18 protein-coding genes are annotated in these 22,736 nt (G+C 63.3%); 11 read left to right on the forward strand and 7 right to left on the reverse strand.

The features are described from left to right. Nucleotides 1-206: 206 nt before the first annotated feature. From gmd to BUA36_RS15370, 7 genes are all read left to right on the forward strand, one after another. The gene (gene gmd, locus BUA36_RS15340; RefSeq protein WP_072786015.1) at nt 207-1,250 is read left to right on the forward strand and encodes a GDP-mannose 4,6-dehydratase; all 1,044 of its coding nucleotides are present in this window, start codon (nt 207-209) and stop codon (nt 1,248-1,250) included. 14 nt (nt 1,251-1,264) lie between these two features. Then, complete coding sequence (locus tag BUA36_RS15345) at nt 1,265-2,170, forward strand: GDP-mannose 4,6-dehydratase (protein WP_072786017.1); 906 nt, start codon at nt 1,265-1,267, stop codon at nt 2,168-2,170. Next, nucleotides 2,167-3,333: a glycosyltransferase family 4 protein gene (locus BUA36_RS15350; protein ID WP_072786020.1), complete on the forward strand. Its 1,167-nt coding sequence runs from the start codon at nt 2,167-2,169 to the stop codon at nt 3,331-3,333. The genes BUA36_RS15345 and BUA36_RS15350 overlap by 4 nt, the downstream gene beginning before the upstream one ends. A 3-nt stretch (nt 3,334-3,336) precedes the next feature. Beyond that, nucleotides 3,337-4,452 carry a glycosyltransferase family 4 protein gene (locus tag BUA36_RS15355; protein ID WP_072786022.1) on the forward strand — a complete coding sequence of 372 codons (1,116 nt, stop codon included), beginning with the start codon at nt 3,337-3,339 and terminating at the stop codon, nt 4,450-4,452. Nucleotides 4,453-4,500: 48 nt separating this feature from the next. Then, entirely contained in the window at nt 4,501-5,208 is a 708-nt protein-coding gene (locus tag BUA36_RS15360) for a winged helix-turn-helix domain-containing protein (protein ID WP_072786024.1), read from the forward strand. Further along, entirely contained in the window at nt 5,198-6,559 is a 1,362-nt protein-coding gene (locus tag BUA36_RS15365; RefSeq protein WP_072786026.1) for a sensor histidine kinase, read from the forward strand. The genes BUA36_RS15360 and BUA36_RS15365 overlap by 11 nt, the downstream gene beginning before the upstream one ends. 113 nt (nt 6,560-6,672) lie before the next feature. Continuing rightward, nucleotides 6,673-7,893 (forward strand): aminotransferase class I/II-fold pyridoxal phosphate-dependent enzyme, encoded by a 1,221-nt coding sequence (locus BUA36_RS15370; protein ID WP_072786193.1) that lies wholly within the window; start codon nt 6,673-6,675, stop codon nt 7,891-7,893. On the opposite strand, the gene BUA36_RS15375 is transcribed toward BUA36_RS15370, so the two are convergent. The 3 genes from BUA36_RS15375 to BUA36_RS15385 form a co-directional block, all read right to left on the reverse strand. Then, a complete protein-coding gene (locus BUA36_RS15375; protein WP_072786027.1) occupies nt 7,894-8,892 on the reverse strand; it encodes a response regulator in 999 nt (332 codons plus the stop codon). It lies immediately after the preceding gene. Further along, nucleotides 8,889-12,161 (reverse strand): MHYT domain-containing protein, encoded by a 3,273-nt coding sequence (locus tag BUA36_RS15380; protein WP_229255718.1) that lies wholly within the window; start codon nt 12,159-12,161, stop codon nt 8,889-8,891. Before BUA36_RS15380 ends, BUA36_RS15375 begins: the two co-directional genes overlap by 4 nt. A 165-nt stretch (nt 12,162-12,326) precedes the next feature. Then, nucleotides 12,327-13,286: an alpha/beta fold hydrolase gene (locus BUA36_RS15385; protein WP_084560175.1), complete on the reverse strand. Its 960-nt coding sequence runs from the start codon at nt 13,284-13,286 to the stop codon at nt 12,327-12,329. 233 nt (nt 13,287-13,519) lie between these two features. On the opposite strand from BUA36_RS15385, the gene BUA36_RS15390 reads away from it, so the two are divergent. Genes BUA36_RS15390 through BUA36_RS15400 form a run of 3 tightly spaced genes read left to right on the forward strand, consistent with a single transcriptional unit; the run spans nt 13,520 to nt 16,733 of the window. Next, entirely contained in the window at nt 13,520-14,764 is a 1,245-nt protein-coding gene (locus BUA36_RS15390; protein WP_072786029.1) for an efflux RND transporter periplasmic adaptor subunit, read from the forward strand. Further along, nucleotides 14,761-15,504 carry an ABC transporter ATP-binding protein gene (locus BUA36_RS15395; protein WP_072786030.1) on the forward strand — a complete coding sequence of 248 codons (744 nt, stop codon included), beginning with the start codon at nt 14,761-14,763 and terminating at the stop codon, nt 15,502-15,504. The genes BUA36_RS15390 and BUA36_RS15395 overlap by 4 nt, the downstream gene beginning before the upstream one ends. Nucleotides 15,505-15,509: 5 nt before the next feature. Beyond that, a complete protein-coding gene (locus tag BUA36_RS15400; RefSeq protein ID WP_072786031.1) occupies nt 15,510-16,733 on the forward strand; it encodes an ABC transporter permease in 1,224 nt (407 codons plus the stop codon). Here BUA36_RS15400 and BUA36_RS15405 read toward each other — a convergent pair whose 3' ends face one another. After that, nucleotides 16,734-17,192: a hypothetical protein gene (locus BUA36_RS15405; RefSeq protein ID WP_072786195.1), complete on the reverse strand. Its 459-nt coding sequence runs from the start codon at nt 17,190-17,192 to the stop codon at nt 16,734-16,736. It abuts the gene before it with no gap. Nucleotides 17,193-17,372: 180 nt separating this feature from the next. On the opposite strand from BUA36_RS15405, the gene BUA36_RS15410 reads away from it, so the two are divergent. Further along, entirely contained in the window at nt 17,373-18,905 is a 1,533-nt protein-coding gene (locus tag BUA36_RS15410; RefSeq protein ID WP_072786032.1) for a S10 family peptidase, read from the forward strand. 1 nt (nt 18,906) lies between these two features. Here the strand turns inward: BUA36_RS15410 and dsbD are convergent, their stop codons facing one another. From dsbD to BUA36_RS15425, 3 genes are read right to left on the reverse strand one after another with little or no spacing between them, the layout of a single operon-like run. Beyond that, on the reverse strand, nt 18,907-20,709 hold the full coding sequence (gene dsbD, locus BUA36_RS15415; RefSeq protein ID WP_072786033.1) for a protein-disulfide reductase DsbD: 1,803 nt from the start codon (nt 20,707-20,709) through the stop codon (nt 18,907-18,909). Next, complete coding sequence (locus tag BUA36_RS15420; protein ID WP_072786034.1) at nt 20,706-21,602, reverse strand: FAD:protein FMN transferase; 897 nt, start codon at nt 21,600-21,602, stop codon at nt 20,706-20,708. The genes dsbD and BUA36_RS15420 overlap by 4 nt, the downstream gene beginning before the upstream one ends. Further along, a complete protein-coding gene (locus BUA36_RS15425) occupies nt 21,596-22,726 on the reverse strand; it encodes a DUF3570 domain-containing protein (protein WP_072786035.1) in 1,131 nt (376 codons plus the stop codon). Before BUA36_RS15425 ends, BUA36_RS15420 begins: the two co-directional genes overlap by 7 nt. Between the last annotated feature and the right edge of the window lie 10 nt (nt 22,727-22,736).

Here is a 22,736-nt window from a genome sequence, read left to right on the forward strand (position 1 = left end):
CAGGTCCGTCATTTCTACACGAGCTGGACTGTAGCAGGCGCTACAGTCCAGCTCGTGTAGAAATGACGGACCTGACCCCGTTTTTATTTCTCCTGTAACAAGATGTAAGTGATGTAAAACGAGGGTTTTCGTTAGAAATGCGCAAGTAGCGCTCTGTTACAATATCGGGCTACTAAGATTACCCACGATTTGGATAGGCATTCATCATGCAGAAAACAAAAAAAGCCCTGATTACGGGCATCACCGGCCAGGACGGCGCTTATCTGGCTGAACTGCTGCTGGAAAAAGGTTATGCCGTCACCGGCACCTATCGCCGCACCAGCTCGGTCAATTTCTGGCGTATCGAGGAACTGGGGATCCAGTCGCACCCGAATCTGACGCTGGTGGAGTATGACCTGACCGACCTGAGCTCCAGTATCCGCCTGATGCAAAGCGTGCAGCCGGACGAGGTGTATAACCTGGCCGCGCAAAGCTTCGTGGGTGTCTCGTTTGAGCAGCCGGTGACTACTGCGGAAATCACCGGCGTGGGTCCGGTCAATCTGCTGGAAGCCATCCGTATCGTGAATCCGAAGATCCGCTTCTACCAGGCGTCGACTTCGGAAATGTTCGGCAAGGTGCAAGCCGTGCCGCAGAAAGAAGACACCCCGTTCTACCCGCGCAGCCCGTACGGCGTGGCCAAGCTGTATGCCCACTGGATGACCGTGAATTACCGCGAGTCCTATGGCATCTTCGGCTCCTCGGGCATCCTGTTCAACCATGAGTCGCCACTGCGCGGCCGTGAGTTCGTGACCCGCAAGATCACCGATTCGGTGGCTAAAATCCATCTGGGCAAGCTGGACGTGCTGGAGCTGGGCAACCTCGACGCCAAGCGCGACTGGGGCTTCGCCAAGGAATACGTGGAAGGCATGTGGCGCATCCTGCAGGCCGACCAGCCTGACACCTATGTGCTGGCCACCAACCGCACGGAAACCGTGCGCGATTTCGTGTCGATGGCGTTCAAGGCGATCGACGTATCGCTGGCGTGGAGCGGCGCGGCCGACAATGAAATCGGTACCTGCAAGAAGACCGGCAAGGTGCTGGTGCGCGTGAATCCGAAGTTCTATCGTCCGGCGGAAGTGGAGCTGCTGATCGGCGACCCGGCCAAAGCCACCACGGAACTGGGCTGGAAACCATCGACCACGCTGGAACAGCTGTGCCAGATGATGGTGGAAGCCGACCTGCGCCGCAATCAAGCGGGCTTCTCGTTCTAACTCAAGGAGTCTCCATGGCCGCTGAAGGTGCGGGCAAACGTGCCCTGATTACCGGTTTGTCCGGCTTCACCGGCCATTACGTTGCGCAGGAATTGCGCAATGCGGGCTATGAAGTCTTCGGCACCATCACGCCTGGCCACGCGCCGGGCGCCGGCGAATTCGCGGTTGACCTGAACGACCGCGCCGGCCTGGCCGCCGTGGTGCAGCAGGTGCAGCCGGATGTGGTGGCGCACCTGGCCGCGATCGCCTTTGTCGCCCACGGCGACGCCGAGCAGATGTACCGCGTCAACGTGGCCGGTACCCGCAATCTGCTGGAGGCGCTGGCCGGACTGGCGCACAAGCCTGCGGCCGTGCTGCTGGCGTCGAGCGCGAATATCTATGGCAATGCCGATGTCGGCGTGATCGACGAGCAGGTGCCGGCGGCGCCAGCCAACGACTACGCTGTCAGCAAGCTGTCCATGGAATACATGGCGCGGCTGTGGCAGGACAAGCTGCCGCTGATTGTCGTCCGTCCTTTCAACTACACCGGCGTCGGCCAGCATGAGAATTTCCTGCTGCCCAAAATCGTCTCGCATTTCCGCCGCCAGGCCAGTGACATCGAGCTGGGCAACCTGCAAGTGTGGCGCGACTTTTCCGACGTGCGCATGGTGGCGCACAGCTATCGCAAGCTGCTGGCGGCGCCCGCAGCGATCGGGTCTACCTTCAACATCTGCTCGGGGCACGGCTATTCGCTGGGCGAAGCGCTGGACATGATGGCCGACATCGCCGGCTACAAGATCAACGTCCACGTCAACCCTGCCTTTGTGCGCGCCAATGAGGTGGTGCGCCTGGTGGGTGACAACCAGCGCCTGGCTGGCGTCATCGGCGCCCTGGATATCGTGCCGCTGGCAGACACTTTGCGCTGGATGTACACCGCGTGACGCATTCCCCTTCTTTACGGGTCGGCCTGTCGGCTACCACCACCGAGCCGGCGCTGACCGGCGGCCGCATGGACGGCATCGGTGTCTACACCCACGCCTTGCAGGAGCATTTGCCGCACGCCGGTGTGGCAGTGCTGCCGTTTTCGTTTGCGCCGCCCGGCCATGCCCACCGCCTGACCGCCAGCCGCGCGCTGCCGCTGTCCTATCCGGTGGCGGCCCTGGGGGATCTGATCTTGCCGTCGTCGGTGCACCTGAGCGTGAACCGCCTGCTGGGCAAGGACGCGCAGCCGCTGGACCTGTTCCATGCCACCGACTACCGCATTGTGCGGATGGACTGCCCGGTGGTGGCGACCCTGCACGATGCGGTGCCGGTCGCGCATCCGGAATGGGTGCGCCCCAAGCTGCGCAAGCTGAAGAACTGGCTGCAGATCAAGGCGGCGCGCAAGGCCCGCCATGTCATCACCGGTTCGCAGTTTTCGATCCGCGAACTGGTCGAGTGCTTCGGTGTGGATGAAAACCGGATCAGCGTGGTGCACCACGGTGTGCGCGCCGAATGGCATGACCAGCCCAGCGCCGAAGAACGCGACGCCACGCTGGCGCAGCATCAGCTGCGCCAAGGATATTTCCTGTTCGTTGGCACGCTGCAGCCGCGCAAGAATGTCGAGCGCCTGCTGGACGCCTATCTGGCGCTGCCGCCGGTGCTGCGCTCCGCGCGCCAGCTGGTTATCGTCGGTGCGCCGGGCTGGCGCAGCGAAGACCTGGTGAACCGCATCAAGGCCGCCCAGCAAAAGGGCGAGCATGTGGTGTGGCTGAACCAGTTGACCGACAACCGTCAGCTGCGCCACCTGTACGCGGGCGCTGGCGCGTTCATTTTCCCATCCCTGCATGAAGGCTTTGGCCTGCCGTTGCTGGAGGCGTTTGCCAGTGGCGTGGCAGTCGCCTGCTCGGGCACGACTTCGCTGCCGGAAGTGGCGGCCGGCGCGGCGGTGGAATTCGATCCGCTGTCGGTGGGTGATATCGCGGCGGCCATGACGACGCTGGCGCGCGATGACGCGCTGCGCGCGCGCTGCATCGCGGCCGGCCATCGCCGTGCGCTGGAGCTGACCTGGGATGAAGCCGCACGCCGCACCGCGGCCGTGTATCACGACGTACTGTCACACTGAATTATGCGCGTCCTCCATTTTTATAAGACTTATTATCCCGATTCCTGGGGCGGCATCGAGCAAGTGATACGCCAGCTGTGCGTGGGAACGGGCCACCTGGGCGTGACCAACGAAGTGCTGACGCTGAGCCGCAGCGGTCCGGCCGAAATCGAATTTGAAGGCCATACGGTGCACCGCGTGCCGCTGGACTTTGAGGTGGCATCGACCGGCTTTTCGTTTGCGGCCTTCCGCAAGCTGGCGCGCCTGGCGCGCGATGCGGATGTGATCCACTATCACTTCCCGTGGCCGTTCATGGACATCGCGCACTTTGTGGCGCGCATCAACAAGCCCAGTGTGGTGACCTATCACTCGGACATCGTGCGCCAGAAGAACCTGCTGCGCGTGTATAGCCCGCTCAAGCGCTGCTTCCTGCGCAGCGTCGATACGGTGGTGGCGACCTCGCCCAACTACCTGGCGTCGTCGCCGGTGCTCAAACGCTTTGCGCACAAGACCCGCACCATCACCTACGGCCTGGATAAGTCGATTTATCCGGTACCGTCGGAAGCACTGAAAGCCAAATGGCGTGCACAGGTCGGCGAGCGTTTCTTCCTGTTCGTTGGCGTGCTGCGCTACTACAAGGGCCTGCACATCCTGCTGGACGCCATGGCCAACGTCGATTACCCGGTGGTGATCGTTGGCGCCGGGCCGATCGAGCAGGAGCTCAAGGAGCACGCGCAGCGCCTCGGCCTCACGCATGTGCAGTTCATCGGCGCCGTCGAGGAAGAAGACAAGGCCGCGCTGCTGGCGCTGAGCTACGCCATGGTGTTCCCGTCGCACCTGCGGTCGGAGGCGTTTGGCATCTCGCTGCTGGAAGGCGCGATGTTCGGCAAGCCGATGATCTCCAGCGAGATCGGCACCGGCACCACCTACATCAATATCGACAATGACACCGGCCTGGTGGTGCCGCCGGACGATCCGGCAGCACTGGGCGCGGCCATGCGCACGCTGTGGGAGAACCCGGAACTGGCGGCGCAAATGGGCCGTCGCGCCGAAGCCCGCTATTGGGAGCTGTTCACCGCCGAGAAGATGGCGCAGAACTACCACGCCCTTTATCGCGAGCTGACGACCAAGCCAAGGTAACGCCGCCAAGGTAGAATACGCGCTTATCACTGAATTCCGGAGACTCGCGTGCGCTGCCTGGTTATTGAAGACGAAGCCGAAACCTCCAACTACATCTGCAAGGGCCTGCGCGAAGCCGGCTACACGGTGACGGCCGCCGTCAATGGCCCGGATGGGCTGGACTACGCCACCATCGAGGACTGGGACATCATCATCCTCGACCGCATGCTGCCGGGCCGTATCGACGGCCTGTCGATCGTCGACAAGCTGCGCGCGCTGGGCAAGCAGACGCCGGTCATCATCGTCAGCGCCCTGACCACCATCGACGCGCGTGTGACCGGCCTGCGCGGCGGCGCCGACGATTACCTGTCCAAGCCTTTCGCCTTTTCCGAACTGCTGGCGCGCGTGGAAGCGCTGCTGCGCCGCACGGCGCCCGGCGCCGACAGTACACAGTTGCAAGTCGCCGACCTGCGGCTGGACCTGCGTACGCTGCGCGTCACGCGCGGCAACAAGGTCATCACGCTGCAGCCGCGCGAATACCGTTTGCTCGAATACCTGATGCGCAACGAGAACCAGGTGGTCACGCGTACCATGCTGCTGGAATCCGTGTGGGACTATCACTTCGACCCGCAGACCAATGTGATCGATGTGCAGATCAGCCGCCTGCGCGCCAAGGTGGACAAGGACTTCCCGGTGCAGCTGATCCACACGCTGCGCGGCGTCGGCTACCGCATGGGCGTGACGCCGCCGGACGAAGCGGAGCTTGATGGTGTTTAGATTCCGCACCTCGATCGTCGCCAAGCTGGTGGCGGGCTATGGCCTGCTGGGGCTGGCCTCGATCATGGCGGTATCGGCGGTGTTCTACAGCGGCACCATCGGCGTGATCGACCAGAACATCGACGGCAAGATCATGGCGCAGTCCGAGCGCCTGATGACCCATGTCGGCGACGGCAGCAGCCGCGTACTGATGGCGGAAATTCATAGACTGCTGAGCGACGGCGTCGATAGTGACCGTGAAATCTTTGAGCTGCTGGACAGCGAAGGGGCGCCGGTGGTGGGCAACCTGGGCTCCTGGCCCGTCGTCAAAGATGGGCCGGAAATGGTCACGGCGTCGGTGGTGCGCGATGAGCGCAACACCCCGGCACGCCTTTACCTGCGGCCCCTTGACGATGGCAGTATGCTCATCGTCGGACGTGACCTGAGCGAGGAAGAAGCGGTGCGCGAAGTGATCTGGCGCGCGCTGGCGGCCGGCGTCTGCGTCTCGCTGATGCTGACCATTGCCGGCGCGCTGCTGTTCCGCGGCAGCATCGAGGCGCGCCTGGGCGAGATCCGCCGCACCGCCGCGCAGATCGAGGCGGGCGACCTGAGTCCGCGCGTTCCCGTCACCGGCAACGATGAATTCGCGCTGCTGAACCGTGACATCAACCGCATGCTGGACCGCATCGAGCTGCTGATGGCGGGCGTGCGCGATGTGTCCAATTCGATCGCGCATGACTTGCGCACGCCGCTGAGCCGCATCCGCGGCCGCCTGGACGATGTGCTGCGCCATGAGATGACGGTGCAGACGCTGTCCACCGCCGCCCATGATGCGATTGACGATATCGATGACCTGATCCGCCTGTTCGAGCGCCTGCTGCAGATCGCGGAAGCGGAATCCGGCATGCGCGCGCGCCTGTTCGAGCGGCTCGACCTGGGCCGCGTGGTGGCCGACATCGGCGAGATGTACGAGGCCATCGCCGAAGACAACAACATCACGCTGACGGTGGACGCGCCAGCTTCGCTGGATGTGGACGGCGACCGCAACCTGCTGGCCAGCGCGGTGGCCAGCCTGCTGGATAACGCCATTAAATACGCCGGTCCCGGTTCCACCATCCATGTGCGCGCGGGCCTGTACCAGGGCGATGCGGCGATTTCGGTGCATGACAACGGCCCGGGTATCCCGAACGGTGAACTGGACAAGGTGACGGAGCGCTTTTATCGTCTCGACAAGAGCCGCCATATGCCGGGCAATGGACTGGGCCTGTCCATCGTCAGCGCCACCGCCAAGTCGCACGACGGCAAACTGGTGCTGGAGGACGGCGCACCGGGCCTGGTCGCGCGCATCGTGCTGCCGCTGGCGCCGGCCTGACTACTGACTACTGACTATCCAATCCGTAATGTGACCATTTCGTAATCTGGCCGCAAGCTTGTGGAAAGCCGTGCAGTTCTATGATGAGCTGTTCTCTATTGGCCTTTCACATCATGCACGATTTAAGCGATATCGCCTCCTGGCTGCAGCACCATCCGATCTACCACGACTCCTCGGTACACGCCACCTTGCCCGACCCTACCTTCGTCACCCAGGGCGAAACGGTGGTCTCGTTCAGCACCAATAACTACCTGGCACTGGCTAACCATCCACGTCTGGTGGCGGCGGCCAAGCAGGGCCTGGACCGCTATGGCGTGGGCAATTGCGAATCGCGCCTGCTGGGCGGCGACCTGGATGTGTACCGCGAGCTGGAACGCCGCCTCGGCGCCTTGAAGCACAAGAGCGATGCGGTGCTGTTTGTGACGGGCTATATGGCCAATATCGGTGTGCTGTCTTCCATCGTCAAGGCGGCCACGCTGGCGCGCCTGCACGGCTTCCGTGCCAAGAAGCGCCACAAGTACGCCTACTATTCGGATGAATTCAATCACATCTCGATCCGCGAAGGCATACAGATGTCCGGCGCGCTGCGCTACAACTACCGCCATTGCGATATGAACCATCTGGAGTCGCTGCTGCAGGCCGGCGCCACCGACGGCACCACGCCGATCATCGTCAGCGACGGCGTGTTCAGCATGGAAGGCACGATCGCACCGCTGCCGGAACTGGTGGCGCTGGCCGAGCGCTTTGGCGCGCTGCTGTACATCGATGACGCCCATGCCACCGGCATCCTGGGCGCCAACGGTGGCGGCACCTCCGAGCACTTCAACTGCTACAGCAGCAACATCATGCAGATGGGGACCCTGAGCAAGGCGCTCGGTTCGATCGGCGGCTTTGTCGCGGTGGACAAGGAGGTGGCCAATGTGATCCGCCTGACCAGCTCCGCCTACGGCTTCACCTGCCCGCCGCCACCGGACCAGGCAGCGGCGCTGCTGGCCGCACTGGATATCCTGGAAGAGGAACCGCAGCGCCGCCAGCGCCTGTGGGACAACCAGCGCTATTTCATCGAACAGATGCAGCCGCTGGGCTACACCATCATCTCGACCGCCACGCCGATCCTGCCGGTGCTGATCGGCGATGCGGAGACTTGCCAGCGCTATGCGGTGGAACTGCGCCGCGAAGGCGTGCATGTGGATTCGATCCAGTTCCCGGCCGCACCGGTGGGTCAGGCACGCCTGCGCTTCATGATGAACGCGGGCCACACCAGGGCGCAGATCGATCACGCCGTGAGTGTGATGGCGCGTCTGGTGGGCCGCGGCGAACGCCTGGCCGCCTGATTATTGCTCTGCCCAGCGTTCCTTCACTTCAAGCAGCGCGGGCATCTGTTGCAGGAAGATGTCCACCAGGCGGCCTTCGAAATGCTTGTCGCGCTGCGCCAGCATGTGCTCGACGGCCTTCTCTACCGGCCATGCTTCCTTGTACGGACGCGCTGACGTCAGCGCGTCAAACACGTCGGCGATCGCGATGATGCGGCCGACCAGCGGGATCTCCTCAGCCTTCAAGCCATTCGGGTAGCCGCTGCCATCCCACTTTTCGTGGTGGGTCATGGCGACGTCGTAGGCCATGGCCAGCATGCCATGCGGGTGCTGGCCGATGATCTTGCCGCCGATGACGGCGTGCGACTGCATCACCTTCCATTCTTCCGCGTCCAGTGGACCGGGCTTGCGCAGTATATTGTCGGGAATGCCGATCTTGCCGACATCGTGCATGGGCGCGGCGTGCAGCAGGTCTTCCGCTTCGGCCTCGGTCATGCCCATGGCCAGGCCCAGGATGCGCGCGTAGTGGCTCATGCGGATCACGTGCAGGCCGGTTTCGTTATCCTTGTATTCCGCCGCCAGGCCGAGACGCTGGACGATTTCCAGGCGGGTCTTCTTGAGTTCATCCACGCCCACCAGCGACAGGTGGGTACGCACGCGCGCGCGCACGATGGGCGGGCTGACCGGCTTGGTGATGTAGTCCACCGCGCCCGCCTCAAAGCCGACCACCTCGTCGTCGGTGTCGCTGAGGGCGGTGACAAAGATCACCGGGATGGCGGCGGTGGCCGGGTCGGCCTTCAGTCTGGCGCAGGTTTCATAGCCGGTCATCCCCGGCATCATGACATCCAGCAGGATCAGTTGCGGCTTTTCCGACTGCGCCAGTTCCAGTGCGCGCGGGCCGTCCTTGGCGAACAGCAGGCGATACTGGTCTTGCAGGATGTGGCGCAGCAGCTGCAGGTTGCTGGCTTCATCGTCCACCACAAGAATCTGCGGCTGGTTGGGCTGGTGGGTGGTTCTCATGGGTACTCCGTGGTCAGGCTGGCCAGTAAGGTCTGTAATGCGGCTTGCGCCTGCGGGAAGTCGAAATCGTTCAGGGCGTCCTGCACGGCGCCGAGCTGCCGGGCCAGTGCCTCGGGCGCGCTGGTGAGGGCGGCGGTCAGCGCGGTCAGAGCGGCGTCATTCAAGGCGCCCCGCTGCAGGAATGGTAGCAGAGCGGCGCATTTCTGGCGCGCGATAACCGGATCGAAGGCAGCTGCCGGTGGCGGCGCTTCCAGCCGCGCACCGCGTGGCGGCGCCAGCGCATGGATGGCGCTCAGCGCTGCGTCCAGCTGTGCTACCAGCGTCCGCTGGGCTTGCGCCAGCTCCGTCTGCAGGGCGGAAGAGATGCTGCCCGCACCGTCGCGTTGCGGCGAGCCGCACAGCTTTTCGAGCTGCGCCAGCGTTGCGGTCAGCTGTTCCAGGCCGATATTGGCGGCGACGCCGCGCACCTTGTGGCACCAGGCCTGCGCCTCGGCCAGGCGTACCTCGCTGCTGTTGGCCAGCAGCTTGGCCAGCGTGGCGGCGGCCGTGCTGTAGTCCGCGACAAAACGGTGCAGCGCCTGATGGTATGCGGCCTCCTGGTCGCCCCAGCGTTGCAGGCCGGCTTTCTGGTTCAGTACACGCTGGCGTGGCACTTCGGATGGCGGCGGCGCGGAAGCGAGGGGCGGCAGTGCGAGCACCTTGGCGATTTCATGCGACAGCGTGTGCCAGTCCACCGGCTTGGAGGCAAAGCCGTCCATGCCCGCAGCGGCGGCGGCCTCGCGGTGCGCCGCCAGTACGCTGGCCGTCATCGCCACGATAGGCAGCGCGGTAGCGCCGCTGTCCTGCTCGCGGAGGCGGATCGCGCGCGTCGCGGCCAGGCCGTCCATGAGCGGCATCTGCATATCCATGAGCAGCACGTCATAGCGCTGTTCCGCCGTCATCTGCACTGCTTGCGCGCCGTCCTGCGCGGTGTCCAGCGTGTGGCCGCGTTTGGCCAGCAGCAGCGACAGCAGCTCCAGGTTTTGCGGCACATCGTCTGCCGCCAGCACGCGCAGGGCCGGCAGCGGATAGTCGCTGCGCTCACTGCTTTGCGTCTGGCCGTTGCGCGCCGGTTCCAGCGGCAGCATGACGTGGAAGGTGGTGCCGACGCCTTGCGTGCTCTCGGCCCAGATCTTGCCGCCCATGAGCGCCACCAGCTGGCGGCTGATGGTGGTGCCCAGGCCTGTGCCGCCAAAGCGGCGCGTCATCGAGGCGTCGGCCTGGGTAAACGGATCGAAGATGGCGTTGATGCGTTCCGGCGCGATGCCGATGCCGGTGTCCTGCACGGCGATATGCAACTGGCCCTGCTGCACGGCGGCCCGCAGGCTGACTTTGCCGGCCGAGGTGAACTTGATGGCGTTGTCCAGCAGGTTGCCCAGGATCTGCCGCATGCGCAGCTCGTCGCCATGCAGCCAGGCCGGCAGGCCCGTGTCGTAATTGATATCGATGGTCAGGCCCTTGCTGCGGGCGTTGCTGCCAAAGGTGGACGCCAGTTCGTCGATGAGGCCGAGCAGGCTGTAATCATCGGGCTCCAGTTCCACCGCGCCCTTATCCAGCTTGGCGGTATCGAGAATTTCATTGAGCAGGCGTAGCAGCGAGCGGCCTTCCTTGCGCACCGTATCCAGATGGCGGCGCTGCTCGGCGTTGAGCTCCGTGTCGAGCAGTACGTCGGTAAAGCCGAGGATGGCGTTCATCGGCGTGCGGATCTCGTGGCTCATATTGGCGACAAAGCTGGCGCGCGCGGCGGCTGCCTGTTCCGCTGTCTCTTTGGCCTGGCGCAGCTGCTGCTCCATTTCGCGCCGCTCGCTGATGTCGAGGATGACGCCGTCGATCCAGCGCACGTCCGGGTGGCTTTCATCCTGCGTCACAGCGCCATGCTCCCACATGAAGCGGCGGCTGCCATCGGCGTGGATCAGGCAGTACTCGACCTGGTAGGCGCTCAAGGCGTCGATGCTGCGCGAGATTTCATCCGCCACGCGTTCGCGGTCTTCTTCGCAGATCAGGGAGCCCAGCGTGCGGGTGCGGCTGGCACCCACAAACTCGCTGGCCGAATAACCGGCGACGCGCTCGATGCCGTCGCTGATGAAGGTGGGTGGTGCATCGAAGGCCATGCTGCTGCGGAAGGAGATGCCTGGGATATTGCCGATCAGCGAACGGAATTGCTGTTCGCTGTCGCGCAGCGCCTGCATGATGGCGCGGCGTTCCGTGATGTCGGTAATGAACAGCACAAACAGGTCGCGCTCGGCCAGACGTGCGTGGCCCAGCGCGCGCCGTATCGGCACCTGGCTGCCGTCCTTGCGCACGGCGATCACCTCGCTGCCCTTGCCGGGAATGGCGGCATTTTCCGTGCGCAGGTAGTTGAGCAGGCCCTCGCGTTCGGAACGCTCCGCATCGGCCATCAGGATGCGGACATTGCGGCCCAGGATTTCATCGCGGCGCCAGCCGAAGATGCGTTCGGCCGAAGCATTGAATTCGTGGATCAGGCCTTCGCGGTCGACGGTGATCACGCCATCCACGGTGGTGGTCAGCAGCGCGCGCATCCAGGCCTGGCTTTCGTTCTGCTGGCGATACAGTTCGCGGTAGCGCAGCAGGCCATTGGCGGCCATCACAAATACGGTGAAGGCGACGGTAATCAGCGTGATCGCCAGCGCCAGGAAAGTGGAGTTCTGCTGCGCGACCGGATCCGGTGGCAACTGGCCGACAAAGCGCGCTGCCGCCATGCCGGTGTAGTGCATGCCGGCGATGGCGCAGCCCATGACGGTGGCGCTGATGCCGCCCACCACCCCGCGTGGCAGGCGCAGCGTGCGCAGGCCAAAGCGTATCCACAATGCCAGCGTGGCCAGCACCACCGCCACCACGATGGACAAACCAAACATGAAGGGATCGTAGCGCAGGTCCAGCATCATCACCATCGCTGCCATGCCCGTGTAGTGCATGGCGCCGATGCCCGCGCCAACCAGCACGCCGCCACAGACGAGCGAGATGGCGCTCAGGCGGCGCATGCTGATGATGTAGAGCGCCACCCACGACGCGGCAAGGCTGGGCAGCACGGACAGCAGTGTCAGGCCATGGTCGTAGTCGACGTTGATGCACAGGTCAAAAGCCAGCATGCCGATGAAGTGCATGGACCAGACGCCGCAGCCCAGTGCCAGGCTGCCGGTGGCCAGCATGGCGTAGCGCAGCCCGCGCGTATTGATGCGGCGTGCCTGTTCCGCCACTTGTAATCCCATCCATGATGAGAATATGGCAACCAGGATTGAGAGGATGACCAGCGCCGGTGAGTAGGTGCCGTATTGAAGCAGGACAGGGTTGTCCGGGGGGGAGAAGATTTCCATCATGGTGAGGGAAACCTTATCACATAAAAAAACCGCCCGGAGGCGGTTTTTCCTAAATTTTTACGACTTGGCGAAGGCCAGGAAATCGTTGTTGAACTTCTCTTTGTGCGTGTCGGTCAGGCCGTGCGGCGCACCTGGATACACCAGCAGCTTGGAACCTTTGACGATCCTGGCCGAGGCGATGCCTGCCGCCTTGATCGGCACGATCTGGTCGTCGTCGCCGTGGATAATCAGGGTCGGCTTGTCGAACTTTTTCAGATCGTCGCGGAAGTCGGTTTCCGAGAAGGCCTTGATCGAATCGTAGGTATTTTTGAAGCCACCTTGCATGCCCTGTGCATACCAGGCCTGGATGATGCCTTGCGATGGCTTTGCGCCCGGACGGTTGTAGTTGTAGAACGGGCCGGAGGCGATGTCCAGATACAGCTGGCCGCGGTTATTGATCTGGCCTTGGCGGATGCCGTCGAATACTTCGATCGGCAGGCCGTCCGGATTGGTGTCGGTCTTCAGCATCAGCGGCGGCACGGAAGAGATCAGGCCCAGTTTGGCGATGCGTTTGGTGCCATGGCGGCCAACGTAGCGCGCCACCTCGCCGCCACCGGTCGAGAAGCCGGCCAGGATGATGTTCTTCAGGTCCAGCGCTTCGATCAGCTGCGCCAGGTCGTCGGCGTAGTGGTCCATGTCGTTGCCTTCCCAGGGCTGGCTGGAACGGCCATGGCCACGGCGGTCATGGGTGATGACGCGGAAGCCGTTATTCGCCAGGAAGAAGGCTGCCGATTCCCAGCTGTCCGAGCTCAGTGGCCAGCCGTGGCTCAGGATCACGGGCTGGCCATTGCGAGGACCCCAGTCCTTGTAATAGATCTCGACGCCGTCGCGGGTGGTGATGGTGGCGACGGTCCTGGTGACTTTGCCGGCTGGCGCGGCGACCGCTTCGCTGCCCACTGCGGCCAGTGCGGTGGCGGCTGCGGCGACGGCGCTGCCGACCATGGCGTTGCGGCGGGATGGGTTGATCTGTTCAGTCATGATGGTGCTCCGTAGTGAGATGAGATGAACGCATGGTAGGCAGAATTTCCCCGCTTGAGAACGGACATTCCTGCAAAGCCGGATTGCAATTTTGCATATCCCGCCAGCTGGATATGGGCGCTTGACCCGGAAGGGTTAGTGGACCGACGTGTTGCTTTAAAAACAAATCTGTTTGATACTTGCCGGGCTGATCCGCATATCGCCGGATCTCACTATGGGACACACTGAAAACAATGGCTTTCCTGACCAAAAAGAAGCTGGTGCTGGCCGTCGGCCTGCTCGTGATCGGCGGTGCTGCAGCCGCGTACTATTCCAAAAGCAAGACCCCCGTGATGGAGGCGCCACGCTTCCGCACGGCGGCGGTCGATACCGGCAATATCACGCAGACGGTAACGGCCACCGGGACCATTAATCCGGTCGCCCTGATTAACATTGGCTCGCAGGTTTCGGGCACGGTGAGCGAGCTCAAAGCGGACTTCAACGACCACGTGACCAAGGGCCAGGTGCTGCTGAAACTGGACCCGACCATCTTCAACGCGCAGATCCGCCAGGCCGATGCGCAGCTGGCGTCGGCCAAGGCCTCGCTGCGGCTGGCGCAGGCTACGCACCAGCGTAATCAGTCGCTGCTGACGCAAAGCTATATCTCGCCGCTGGCGCTGGACCAGTCCAAGCGCGAGGTCGATGTGGCGCAGGCGAATATCCAGCTGGCGCAGGCGCAGCTGGCGCGCGCGCAGGCCGATCTGGATAACAGTGTGATCCGCTCGCCGATCGATGGTGTCATCATCAAGCGGACCGTGGACCTGGGCCAGACCGTGGCGGCATCCTTTACCACGCCGCAGCTGTTCCAGATCGCGCGCGACCTGACCAAAATGCAGATCGACACCAGCGTGTCGGAAGCGGACGTCGGCCAGCTCAAGGAAGGCCAGGAAGCCCGCTTCGTGGTGGACGCCTATCCAGACAAGGAATTCAATGCGCGCATGCGCCAGTTCCGTCTTGCTGCCAATGTGGTGCAGAACGTGGTTACCTACAACGTGGTGCTGGACGTCGATAACAAGGACGAGTTGCTGAAGCCGGGCATGACGGCGCAAGTGCGTCTGCTGGTGGGCAATCGCCAGAACGTGCTGCGGGTGCCGACTGCCGCGCTGCGCTTCCGCCTGAGCGACGAGGAAATCGAGAGGCAGAAGAAGGCCGCCGAAACGGCCGCCGGCAAATCCGCCTCCGCCTCCGCTTCGGCCAGCGCCACCGCTGCCGCTGCCGCAGACACGCCGCAGGATGATGATGCCTCCTTCCGCACCAAGGCTGACCTGGCGCGCTCCTTCCGAATCTACACGCTGGACGCGCACAACGAGCCTAAAGCGCTGGACGTGCGCATCGGCCTGTCCAACTTCCGCTACACCGAAGTGGTGGGCGGTGAGCTGAAAAAGGGCGACAAGGTCATCACCCGCGCGATAGGCGGTGAAAAAGAAGGTGGCCTGTGAGTGCGGCGGAACTGCTGATCGATATTCGCCAGGTCACCAAAAGCTACTTCTCCGGCAGCGTCGAAACGCAGGTACTGCATGGCATAGACCTGGCCGTGCCGCGCGGCGACTTCCTGGCGGTGATGGGGCAATCCGGCTCCGGCAAATCGACGCTGATGAATATTTTCGGTTGCCTCGACCAGGCGACGGGCGGCAGCTACTTCCTCAATGGCGTCGATACGCTGACCCTGTCGCGCAATGAGCTGGCGACCATCCGCAACCGCACCATCGGCTTTGTGTTCCAGAGCTTTAACCTCATCAAGCGCATGAGCGTGGCGGAGAACGTCGCGCTGCCGCTGATCTACGCGGGCGTATCACGCGCCAAGGCGCATGCCAAGGCATTGGTGGAGCTGGAGCGCGTGGGCTTGAAGGAGATGGCCAAACGCACGCCGAACCAGCTGTCCGGCGGCCAGCAGCAGCGCGTGGCGATTGCGCGCGCGCTGGTGGGCGATCCGCCGCTGATCCTGGCCGATGAACCGACCGGCAACCTCGATACGCAAACCAGCGAGGAGATCATGCGCTCGTTCCAGGAGTTGAACCAGGAGCGCGGCATCACCATCCTGCTGGTGACGCATGAACCGGACATCGCCGCCTACAGCAAGCGCCTGATGCGGCTCAAGGATGGCCGCGTCCTATACGACGGCCCGGCAGAGGAAGGCTTGCGCCAGCTGGCGCTGAGCCACGAATCAATTACGGTATAAACGATATGAACTTTTTACAGATCGTAGTGGAGGCGTTCCGCTCCATGCTGGCGAACCGCCTGCGTACGCTGCTGACCATGCTGGGCATCATCATCGGCATTACGTCGGTGGTGCTGCTGCTGGCGGTGGGCGACAGCATGAAGCGCTTTATCGCCAAGGAGCTGGAACAGCTGGGCACCAATATGCTGTTCGTTTCGCCGGGCGGCGACCGCGCGCAGCAGCAGCGCATGCGCAACGGCGCACAGCCGGCGCTGACCATCAGGGATGCAGCGGCGCTGGACCAGCTGCCATCGCTGGCGGGGGCGGCGCCAGTGCTGCAGGGCGGGTTTAATCTGGCCGTCGGCAACGAGAATGCGTCCAAGACCGTGCACGGCGTGACGCCGGCCATGTTCAAGATCCGCGGTTGGAAGGTGGACAAGGGCAGCGCCTTCAGCGACGCCGACGTACGGGCTTCGGCGCGCATGGTGGTCATCGGCCGCAAGATCGCCGACCAGTTCTTCTACAAGACCGACCCGCTGGGCAAATACATCCGCATCGAGAACGTCTCGTTCCAGGTGGTGGGCGTGTTGTACGGCGAGGGCAAGCAGGTCGATGGTGGCGACTTGAGCGAGTATGTGATCGTGCCGATTACGGCGGCTGCGGCCAACCTGGTCAAGGTGCAGTTCCCCGGCAATGTGCATTACGTGGTGGCGCAGGGTAAGTCGGGCGGCGATTTGAAGGATGCCATCCAGGACATCAGTGAAACGCTGCGCGACCGCCATCACATCAAGATCGACCAGCCGGATGACTTCCGCATCGATAACCTGGCGTCGTTCGCGGAGACGGCGCAGAAGATCAGCGCCGGCATTGCGCTGCTCCTGGGGCTGATCGGCGCCATCTCGCTGGTGGTGGGCGGCATCGGCATCATGAACATCATGCTGGTGTCGGTGACCGAGCGTACGCGTGAAATCGGCATCCGCATGGCGATCGGCGCCAAGCCGCGCGATGTGCTGCTGCAGTTCCTGACCGAGGCGGTGGTGATCTGCCTGGTGGGCGGTATCTTCGGGATTCTGCTGGCCAGCGGCGCGGCAGCCGGGATTACGGCAACCGGCAAGTTCGACGTCATCATCACCTTGCGTGCAGTGATCGTGGCGTGCGGCTTCTCCAGCCTGGTGGGTGTGTTCTTCGGCTTCTATCCGGCGCGCAGGGCATCCAAGCTGCTGCCGGTGGACTGCCTGCGCTACGAGTAATCAGTATTCGAAGCGTTTGCCGCGCGAGGATGCTTTGGTGAAGATGGTGTGCTCGTCGCGCTCCTTGCGAACTGCCTCGCGGCGTTCGTTGTTGGCGCGGCGGCGTTCTTCGATCCGGGCGTTATGCTCGTCGATGCGCTGCTGCGTCTTCATGCCCTGTTTGCTGTTTTGCAGCAGGCCGAATTTTTGCAGCAGGGCGGCGGCCCACAGCAGGAATATCATCAGCAGCAACAGCAGGTAGCCGGCCTGCCACAGCCCGTAGTTCTGGCTGATGAAGGGGAAGATGGGGGAAGCGTCTTCCAGCCATCCCTGGCCCAGGATGCCCAAGGCGGCCGCCAGCACGCCCAGACCGATGGTCTTGGCAATCATCCAGCGGCTGGCACGGATACGCTGCTCCCAGAAGGCTTGCGGATCGTCCAGTTGGTCGAGATAAGGGGAATGGTCGTGTTGCGTGGTCATAGCGACAATTTTTTCGGGCGCCAATATTGCGGCGGGAATTATCTCATAGTTTTCCACAAGGAAATTGTCATGGTGTTGATTTTCCCCAGGCTTTTTTCAGCTGGGCGGCTTCAAGTAGTTCATTGTGTTTTGGTATTTAGTTGAACTACCATAGATTTTTTCACCCCCTTGAGAGATGCCATGAAATCCAAGCTTGCCGTACTGATGTTGCTGGCCATAAGCTCAGCAGCATTTTCCCAGGATGCCGACAAGGCGCCCGCCGTCAGCAAAGAACGCGCCGCCGAACTGCAAGCTTCCGAGCGCCTGCTCAAGGCGGATGCGCAAGTCAGCAAGACGGGCCAGGTGACGATCAAGGGCAAGCTGGTGCCGTACAAGGTGACGGCGGGCACGCAGCCGGTGTGGGACAAGGATGGCAAGGTGACGGCGTCGCTGTTCTATACCTACTACCAGCGTACGGATGTCAGCGACAAGGGCAAGCGTCCGCTGGTGCTGTCGTTTAATGGCGGCCCGGGTTCGGCGTCGGTGTGGATGCACGTTGCCTACACCGGTCCCAAGGTGTTGAATCTGGATGCGGAAGGTTATCCGGTGCAGCCGTATGGCGTCAAGGACAACCCGCATTCGATACTCGACGTCGCCGATATTGTGTATATCGATCCGGTCAACACCGGCTTCTCGCGCGTGCTGGATGGGAAGGCTGACCGTTCGCGCTTCTTTGGCGTGAATGCGGACATTCAGTATCTGGCTGAGTGGGTGAGCACTTTTGTGTCCCGCGAAGGCCGCTGGACCTCGCCGAAATACCTGATCGGCGAAAGCTACGGCACCTCGCGCGTGTCCGGTCTGGCGCTGGAACTGCAAAACGCGCAGTGGATGTATCTGAATGGCGTGGTGCTGGTGTCGCCGACGGAGCTGGGCCTGAAACGCGACGGCGCGGTGGATGATGCGTTGAAGCTGCCGTATTACGCCGCCACCGCGTGGTACCAGAAAGTGCTGCCAGCCGACCTGCAAGCGAAGGATCTGAAGGACGTGCTGCCGGAAGTGGAAGCCTTCACCACCGATGAATTCCTGCCGGCGCTGGCCAAGGGCGGTTTCCTCGATGCGCAGAAGCGTGCGCAGATTGCTGCCAAGGTCGCACGCTATTCCGGCCTGTCGGCGGAATACGTTTTGCAGAATAACCTGGCGGTGCAACCGCAGCAGTTCTGGAAAGAGCTGCTGCGCAAGCAGGGCAAGACCGTGGGCCGCCTGGACTCGCGCTACCTGGGCATCGACAAGACTGATTCGGGCGACAAGGTCGATTACAACGCCGAGCTGACCTCGTGGCTGCACTCGTTCACGCCGGCCATCAACCAGTACCTGCGCGTGGACCTGGGCTACAAGACCGACGTCAAATACAATCTGTTCGGCGACGTCCATCCGTGGGATTACAAGAACGAGAATACGGGCGAGAACCTGCGTCTGGCCATGGCTGCCAATCCGTATCTGAAAGTGATGATCCAGTCGGGCTACTACGATGGTGCCTGCACCTACTTCGACGCCAAGTACACCATGTGGCATCTGGACCCGAGCGGCAAGATGAAAGACCGCCTGCGTTTTGAAGGCTACCGCAGCGGCCACATGATGTATCTGCGTTCGGCCGACCTGGCGACCGCGAATGACGACCTGCGCGACTTCATCCGCTCCGCCACGCCAGCACAGAACGCACCAGCCAGGTATTGATTCAGCTGGCCGTGCGCTGTAGCTGGCGCACGAAGGATTCCGGCGGCATGAAGCCGATCACGCGCGCCTGCAGCACTTCCTTGCCGCGGGCGTCGAACAGGATGATGCCGGGTGGGCCGAACAGCTGGAAGCGCTTCATGAGCGCCTTGTCGTCGGCGTTGTTGGCGCTGACGTCTGCCTGGATCAGCTGCATGTCCTGCATGGCGGCGGCAACGCGGCGTTCGGAGAAAGTCATGCGCTCCATCTCTTTGCAGGCCACGCACCAGTCGGCGTAGAAGTCGAGCATGACCGGCTTGCTGGTAGACGCCAATACCTTGTCCAGATCCGCCACGGTGCGGATGCGGCTGAAGCGCGGGCCTTCGCGTGCGGCGGTCTGTTCGCCAGCCACTGCGCTGCCGCCGCGCAGATGCGCCAGCGGTTGCAGCACGTCGGTGCCGGAACTGGCGGCGCCCACCAGTTCAAACAAACCGCCCAGCAGCATCACCACGCCGATTGCCTTGGCGGCATAGGCGCCAAGGCCCGCTCCGTGCGGCAGCGCTTCGCCTGTGCGCAGGAAGGCCGCGCACAGGATGGCAAACGCGCCCCACAACGCCATGCTGGCAGTCACCGGCAGGACAGGGCCGATCATCCAGATTGCTACCGCGATCAGCAGCAGGCCGAAGACCTTCTTGACGCTGTTCATCCAGGCGCCGGCGCGGGGCAGCAGGCTGCCTGCCGACAGGCCGGTCAGCAGCAGCGGTACGCTCATGCCGGTGGCCATCGAGAACAGCGCCCAGCCGCCCGTGGCGGCGTTGCCGGTCTGGCTGATGTAGAGCAGGGCGCCGGCCAGCGGACCGGCAACGCAAGGACCGACAATCAGCGCGGACAGTGCACCCATGATGAAGACGCCGATGATTTTGCCGCCGCTCTGGCGGCCGCTGGATGCGGTCAGCCTGCTTTGCAGCGCGCTCGGGAGCTGGAGCTGGTAGACGTCGAACATCGACAGGGCCAGCGCGAACAGCAGCGCGCCGAAGGTCAGCAGCACCCAGGGCTTTTGCAGCGCGCCAGCCAGGCCTTCACCTGCAAGCCCGGCGCCGACGCCGAGTGCGGTGTAGACCAGCGCCATGCCCAGGCTGTAGGCGCTGGCCAGCAGCAGGCCGCGTTTGCGCGTGACGTTACCTTCGCCGACGATGATGGAGGACAGGATGGGAACCATGGGCAGCACGCATGGCGTGAACGACAGCAGCAGGCCAAACACCAGGAAGGCGCCACCGATGCGCCAGGCGCTGCCGCTTTGCAGTGTGCGCTGGGCGAGGGAGGTATCGTCTTCGGCGGCAGGCGGGGCCGCCTTAGCTGTAGCCGTCGCCGGCCCCACGCTCGCTGCGGCATCCGCTACCTTTGCGCTCAGCGCACCGGGGGCGGCGGGGGTCACGCTATAGGTCACCACGACCGGCGGGTAGCACAGGCCCGCATCCGCACATCCCTGATAGCTGACAGTCAGATCGAACGGCGCGGTGCCGCTGACCGGCAGGTTGAGGTCCAGCGCCGCGTAGTAGGTTTCCATCTCCTTGCCAAAATTCTCATCGAACTTGCGCTGCCCCGCAGGCAGCTGCGGTTGCGCCACGCCTGGTCCGCTGAAGGACAGACGCTCACGATACAGGTGATAACCGTCGGGCATTGTCCAATGCAGGCCGACGGTGTGTGCATCGCGCAGCTCGGCCTTGAGCACGAACGCCTGTTCCGGTGGCAGGAAATCATCCGCGAACGCGGCTGGCAACCACGCGGCAAGCAGCAGCGCGCACAGCCAGTTGAAAACATACTTCATGGGGTTCTCCGAAAAATACGGCCATCGTGATCGATGGCCAGGTAACTCAAGCCGGAACGGTCGAGGAAATCGCGTCCGTCTTCTTCCAGCAGCATGGCCGTGGTGGTGCAGCTGCCTGCGGTGATCGCCAGCGGCGCCAGTACACTGACCGAGCGCCAGTAAGACACTGGCATGCCGCTGCGCGGATCAAGCACATGGCAATAGCGCCGGCCATCCACTTCAATAAAGCGTTCGTAATCGCCGCTGGTCGCCAGCGCGCCACGGCTGATGGGAATGCTGGCCACCGTGGCCGATATATCGCGCGGGTCCTGGATGCCGATATCCCAGGCTGCGCCGTCAGGACGCGGGCCGAGGAAGCGCATGTCGCCACCCAGGTTGACATAGCCATGCCTGACACCCATGACCGCCAGCACTTCTGCCGCGCGGTCGACGGCGTACTCCTTGCCGAAGCCGCCGAAGTCCAGTTCCATGCCCGGCAATGGCAGGAATACGGATGCGCCGTTGTGCAGGACCTTGTCCCAGCCGACCAGCGGCAGCAGGTCGCGTAATGCGCTGGTCTGCGGCAGGACCGCATTGCGGAAATCCCAGGCTTTGCGCAGTACGCCGGAGGTGATGTCGAACCGGCCATCGCTGGTGGCGTGCAGGCGGTCGGCATAAGCCAGCAGCGCTGCCGTCTCCTCGTCGCAGGCGACGGCATGCTTGCCGGCTGCCGCGTTGATGCGGCTGACTACACTGTCATCGCGATAGCGCGAATACTTTTGCTCGATACGGCGCACTTCATCGATGGCGTGCATGGCGATGTGACGCGCCGCATCGCCATCGGGGGCGGCGATGCGGACTTCGCAGCGGCTGCCCATGGCGGCAAAGGAGACAGTGTAGAGGTCCGCTACCATAGCCGGGTAAAGCCGATCTGCAGGCTGGTGGCGCGCAACGGCGCCAGTCCTGGACTGCCATCGCCAAACACGCGCCATGCGCCGCGCTGCTCGTAGCGTTCCAGCTTCAGATCGACATTCCAGTCCTTGCCGAGCTGTTTGGCGATCTTGATGCCGGCCGTGGCTGCGCCGAACGCAGACAGACGCTGGTCAGCTGAAGTGTAAGCCGGGCCGCCGAACACGTAGCCCGGCGGGAAAGGCGCGCCCAGATTGACGTCATACACCGGATCGAAATAGAAGTCGGCGGCGCGCTGCGAATACAGGCGCAGGGATGGCGTGACGGTCCAGCCATCGGCCAGCGACTGCACCCACTCTGCTGACAGCGTATGCGCGCGGATGCCGTAGCTGTCGCGGTAGTAGCGGTAGCTGAAACGTCCGGTCGCATCGGCGTCCACGAAGCGATGGTTCCACTGCATCAGCAGCGTGTCCTGGTTGCGGTCACGCGGGCGGTTGTCAACCAGTTTGTAGGGATCGGAATAGTAGCCATGGCCGCTGCTGTGGGTGTAGGTGAGCTGGCCGATATCCACCGGCGTGAATACGCGCGTCACACCCGCCAGCACGCTCACGGTCTGGCGGCTCTCGTTGGTGACGATCAGGTTGACGGGATTGATGCCGTCGTCGGAACCGCCCAGGCCCAGTGCCCACGTGGTGTTCTTGTCGTCGCTGTCGATGGTGGTTTGCAGCGACAGTGCGCGCGAGCGGTAGTCATGCTCGGTGGAGAACGCGGCGCCGAAGCTGACTGTGCCATGCGGCAGATAGCGGGTGACGGTGACATCGCCGGCCTTGCGCAGGTCATCCATGCGCGAGGCGCCGGAAACAGCGGTGTGATAGCGCGGCGAGGCGCCGGAGACATCGTCCATGGTGACGCTGGCGGCGATCGACCATTCGCCCGCGACTGGCGCCATGATGGCGACCGATGGCGCGTGCACGCGGATGCGGTCAAGTCCCGGCTGATCCTCTTTGTAGTCCAGATATTTGACGCTGATGGCGCCGCGTTCGGGCGCCGTCTCGGCGTGGACCAGGCCTGGCAGCAGCATGGCTGCGGCCAGCAGCGCCTGACCCACTGGTGGTTTGTGGTTATCCATGGTGTTCCTT

The sequence above is a fragment of the Duganella sacchari genome (genome assembly GCF_900143065.1).
Lineage (GTDB): Bacteria > Pseudomonadota > Gammaproteobacteria > Burkholderiales > Burkholderiaceae_D > Rugamonas > Rugamonas sacchari.

Bases quoted from the DNA above. Each gene is read 5' to 3' on its own strand.
- gmd (WP_072786015.1), top strand. From the start codon at position 207: ATGCAGAAAACAAAAAAAGCCCTGATTACGGGCATCACCGGCCAGGAC.
- BUA36_RS15345 (WP_072786017.1), top strand. From the start codon at position 1,265: ATGGCCGCTGAAGGTGCGGGCAAACGTGCCCTGATTACCGGTTTGTCC.
- BUA36_RS15355 (WP_072786022.1), top strand. From the start codon at position 3,337: ATGCGCGTCCTCCATTTTTATAAGACTTATTATCCCGATTCCTGGGGC.
- BUA36_RS15365 (WP_072786026.1), top strand. From the start codon at position 5,198: ATGGTGTTTAGATTCCGCACCTCGATCGTCGCCAAGCTGGTGGCGGGC.
- BUA36_RS15370 (WP_072786193.1), top strand. From the start codon at position 6,673: ATGCACGATTTAAGCGATATCGCCTCCTGGCTGCAGCACCATCCGATC.
- BUA36_RS15375 (WP_072786027.1), bottom strand. From the start codon at position 8,892: ATGAGAACCACCCACCAGCCCAACCAGCCGCAGATTCTTGTGGTGGAC.
- BUA36_RS15380 (WP_229255718.1), bottom strand. From the start codon at position 12,161: ATGGGATTACAAGTGGCGGAACAGGCACGCCGCATCAATACGCGCGGG.
- BUA36_RS15385 (WP_084560175.1), bottom strand. From the start codon at position 13,286: ATGACTGAACAGATCAACCCATCCCGCCGCAACGCCATGGTCGGCAGC.
- BUA36_RS15390 (WP_072786029.1), top strand. From the start codon at position 13,520: ATGGCTTTCCTGACCAAAAAGAAGCTGGTGCTGGCCGTCGGCCTGCTC.
- BUA36_RS15400 (WP_072786031.1), top strand. From the start codon at position 15,510: ATGAACTTTTTACAGATCGTAGTGGAGGCGTTCCGCTCCATGCTGGCG.
- BUA36_RS15405 (WP_072786195.1), bottom strand. From the start codon at position 17,192: ATGACCACGCAACACGACCATTCCCCTTATCTCGACCAACTGGACGAT.
- BUA36_RS15410 (WP_072786032.1), top strand. From the start codon at position 17,373: ATGAAATCCAAGCTTGCCGTACTGATGTTGCTGGCCATAAGCTCAGCA.
- dsbD (WP_072786033.1), bottom strand. From the start codon at position 20,709: ATGAAGTATGTTTTCAACTGGCTGTGCGCGCTGCTGCTTGCCGCGTGG.
- BUA36_RS15420 (WP_072786034.1), bottom strand. From the start codon at position 21,602: ATGGTAGCGGACCTCTACACTGTCTCCTTTGCCGCCATGGGCAGCCGC.
- BUA36_RS15425 (WP_072786035.1), bottom strand. From the start codon at position 22,726: ATGGATAACCACAAACCACCAGTGGGTCAGGCGCTGCTGGCCGCAGCC.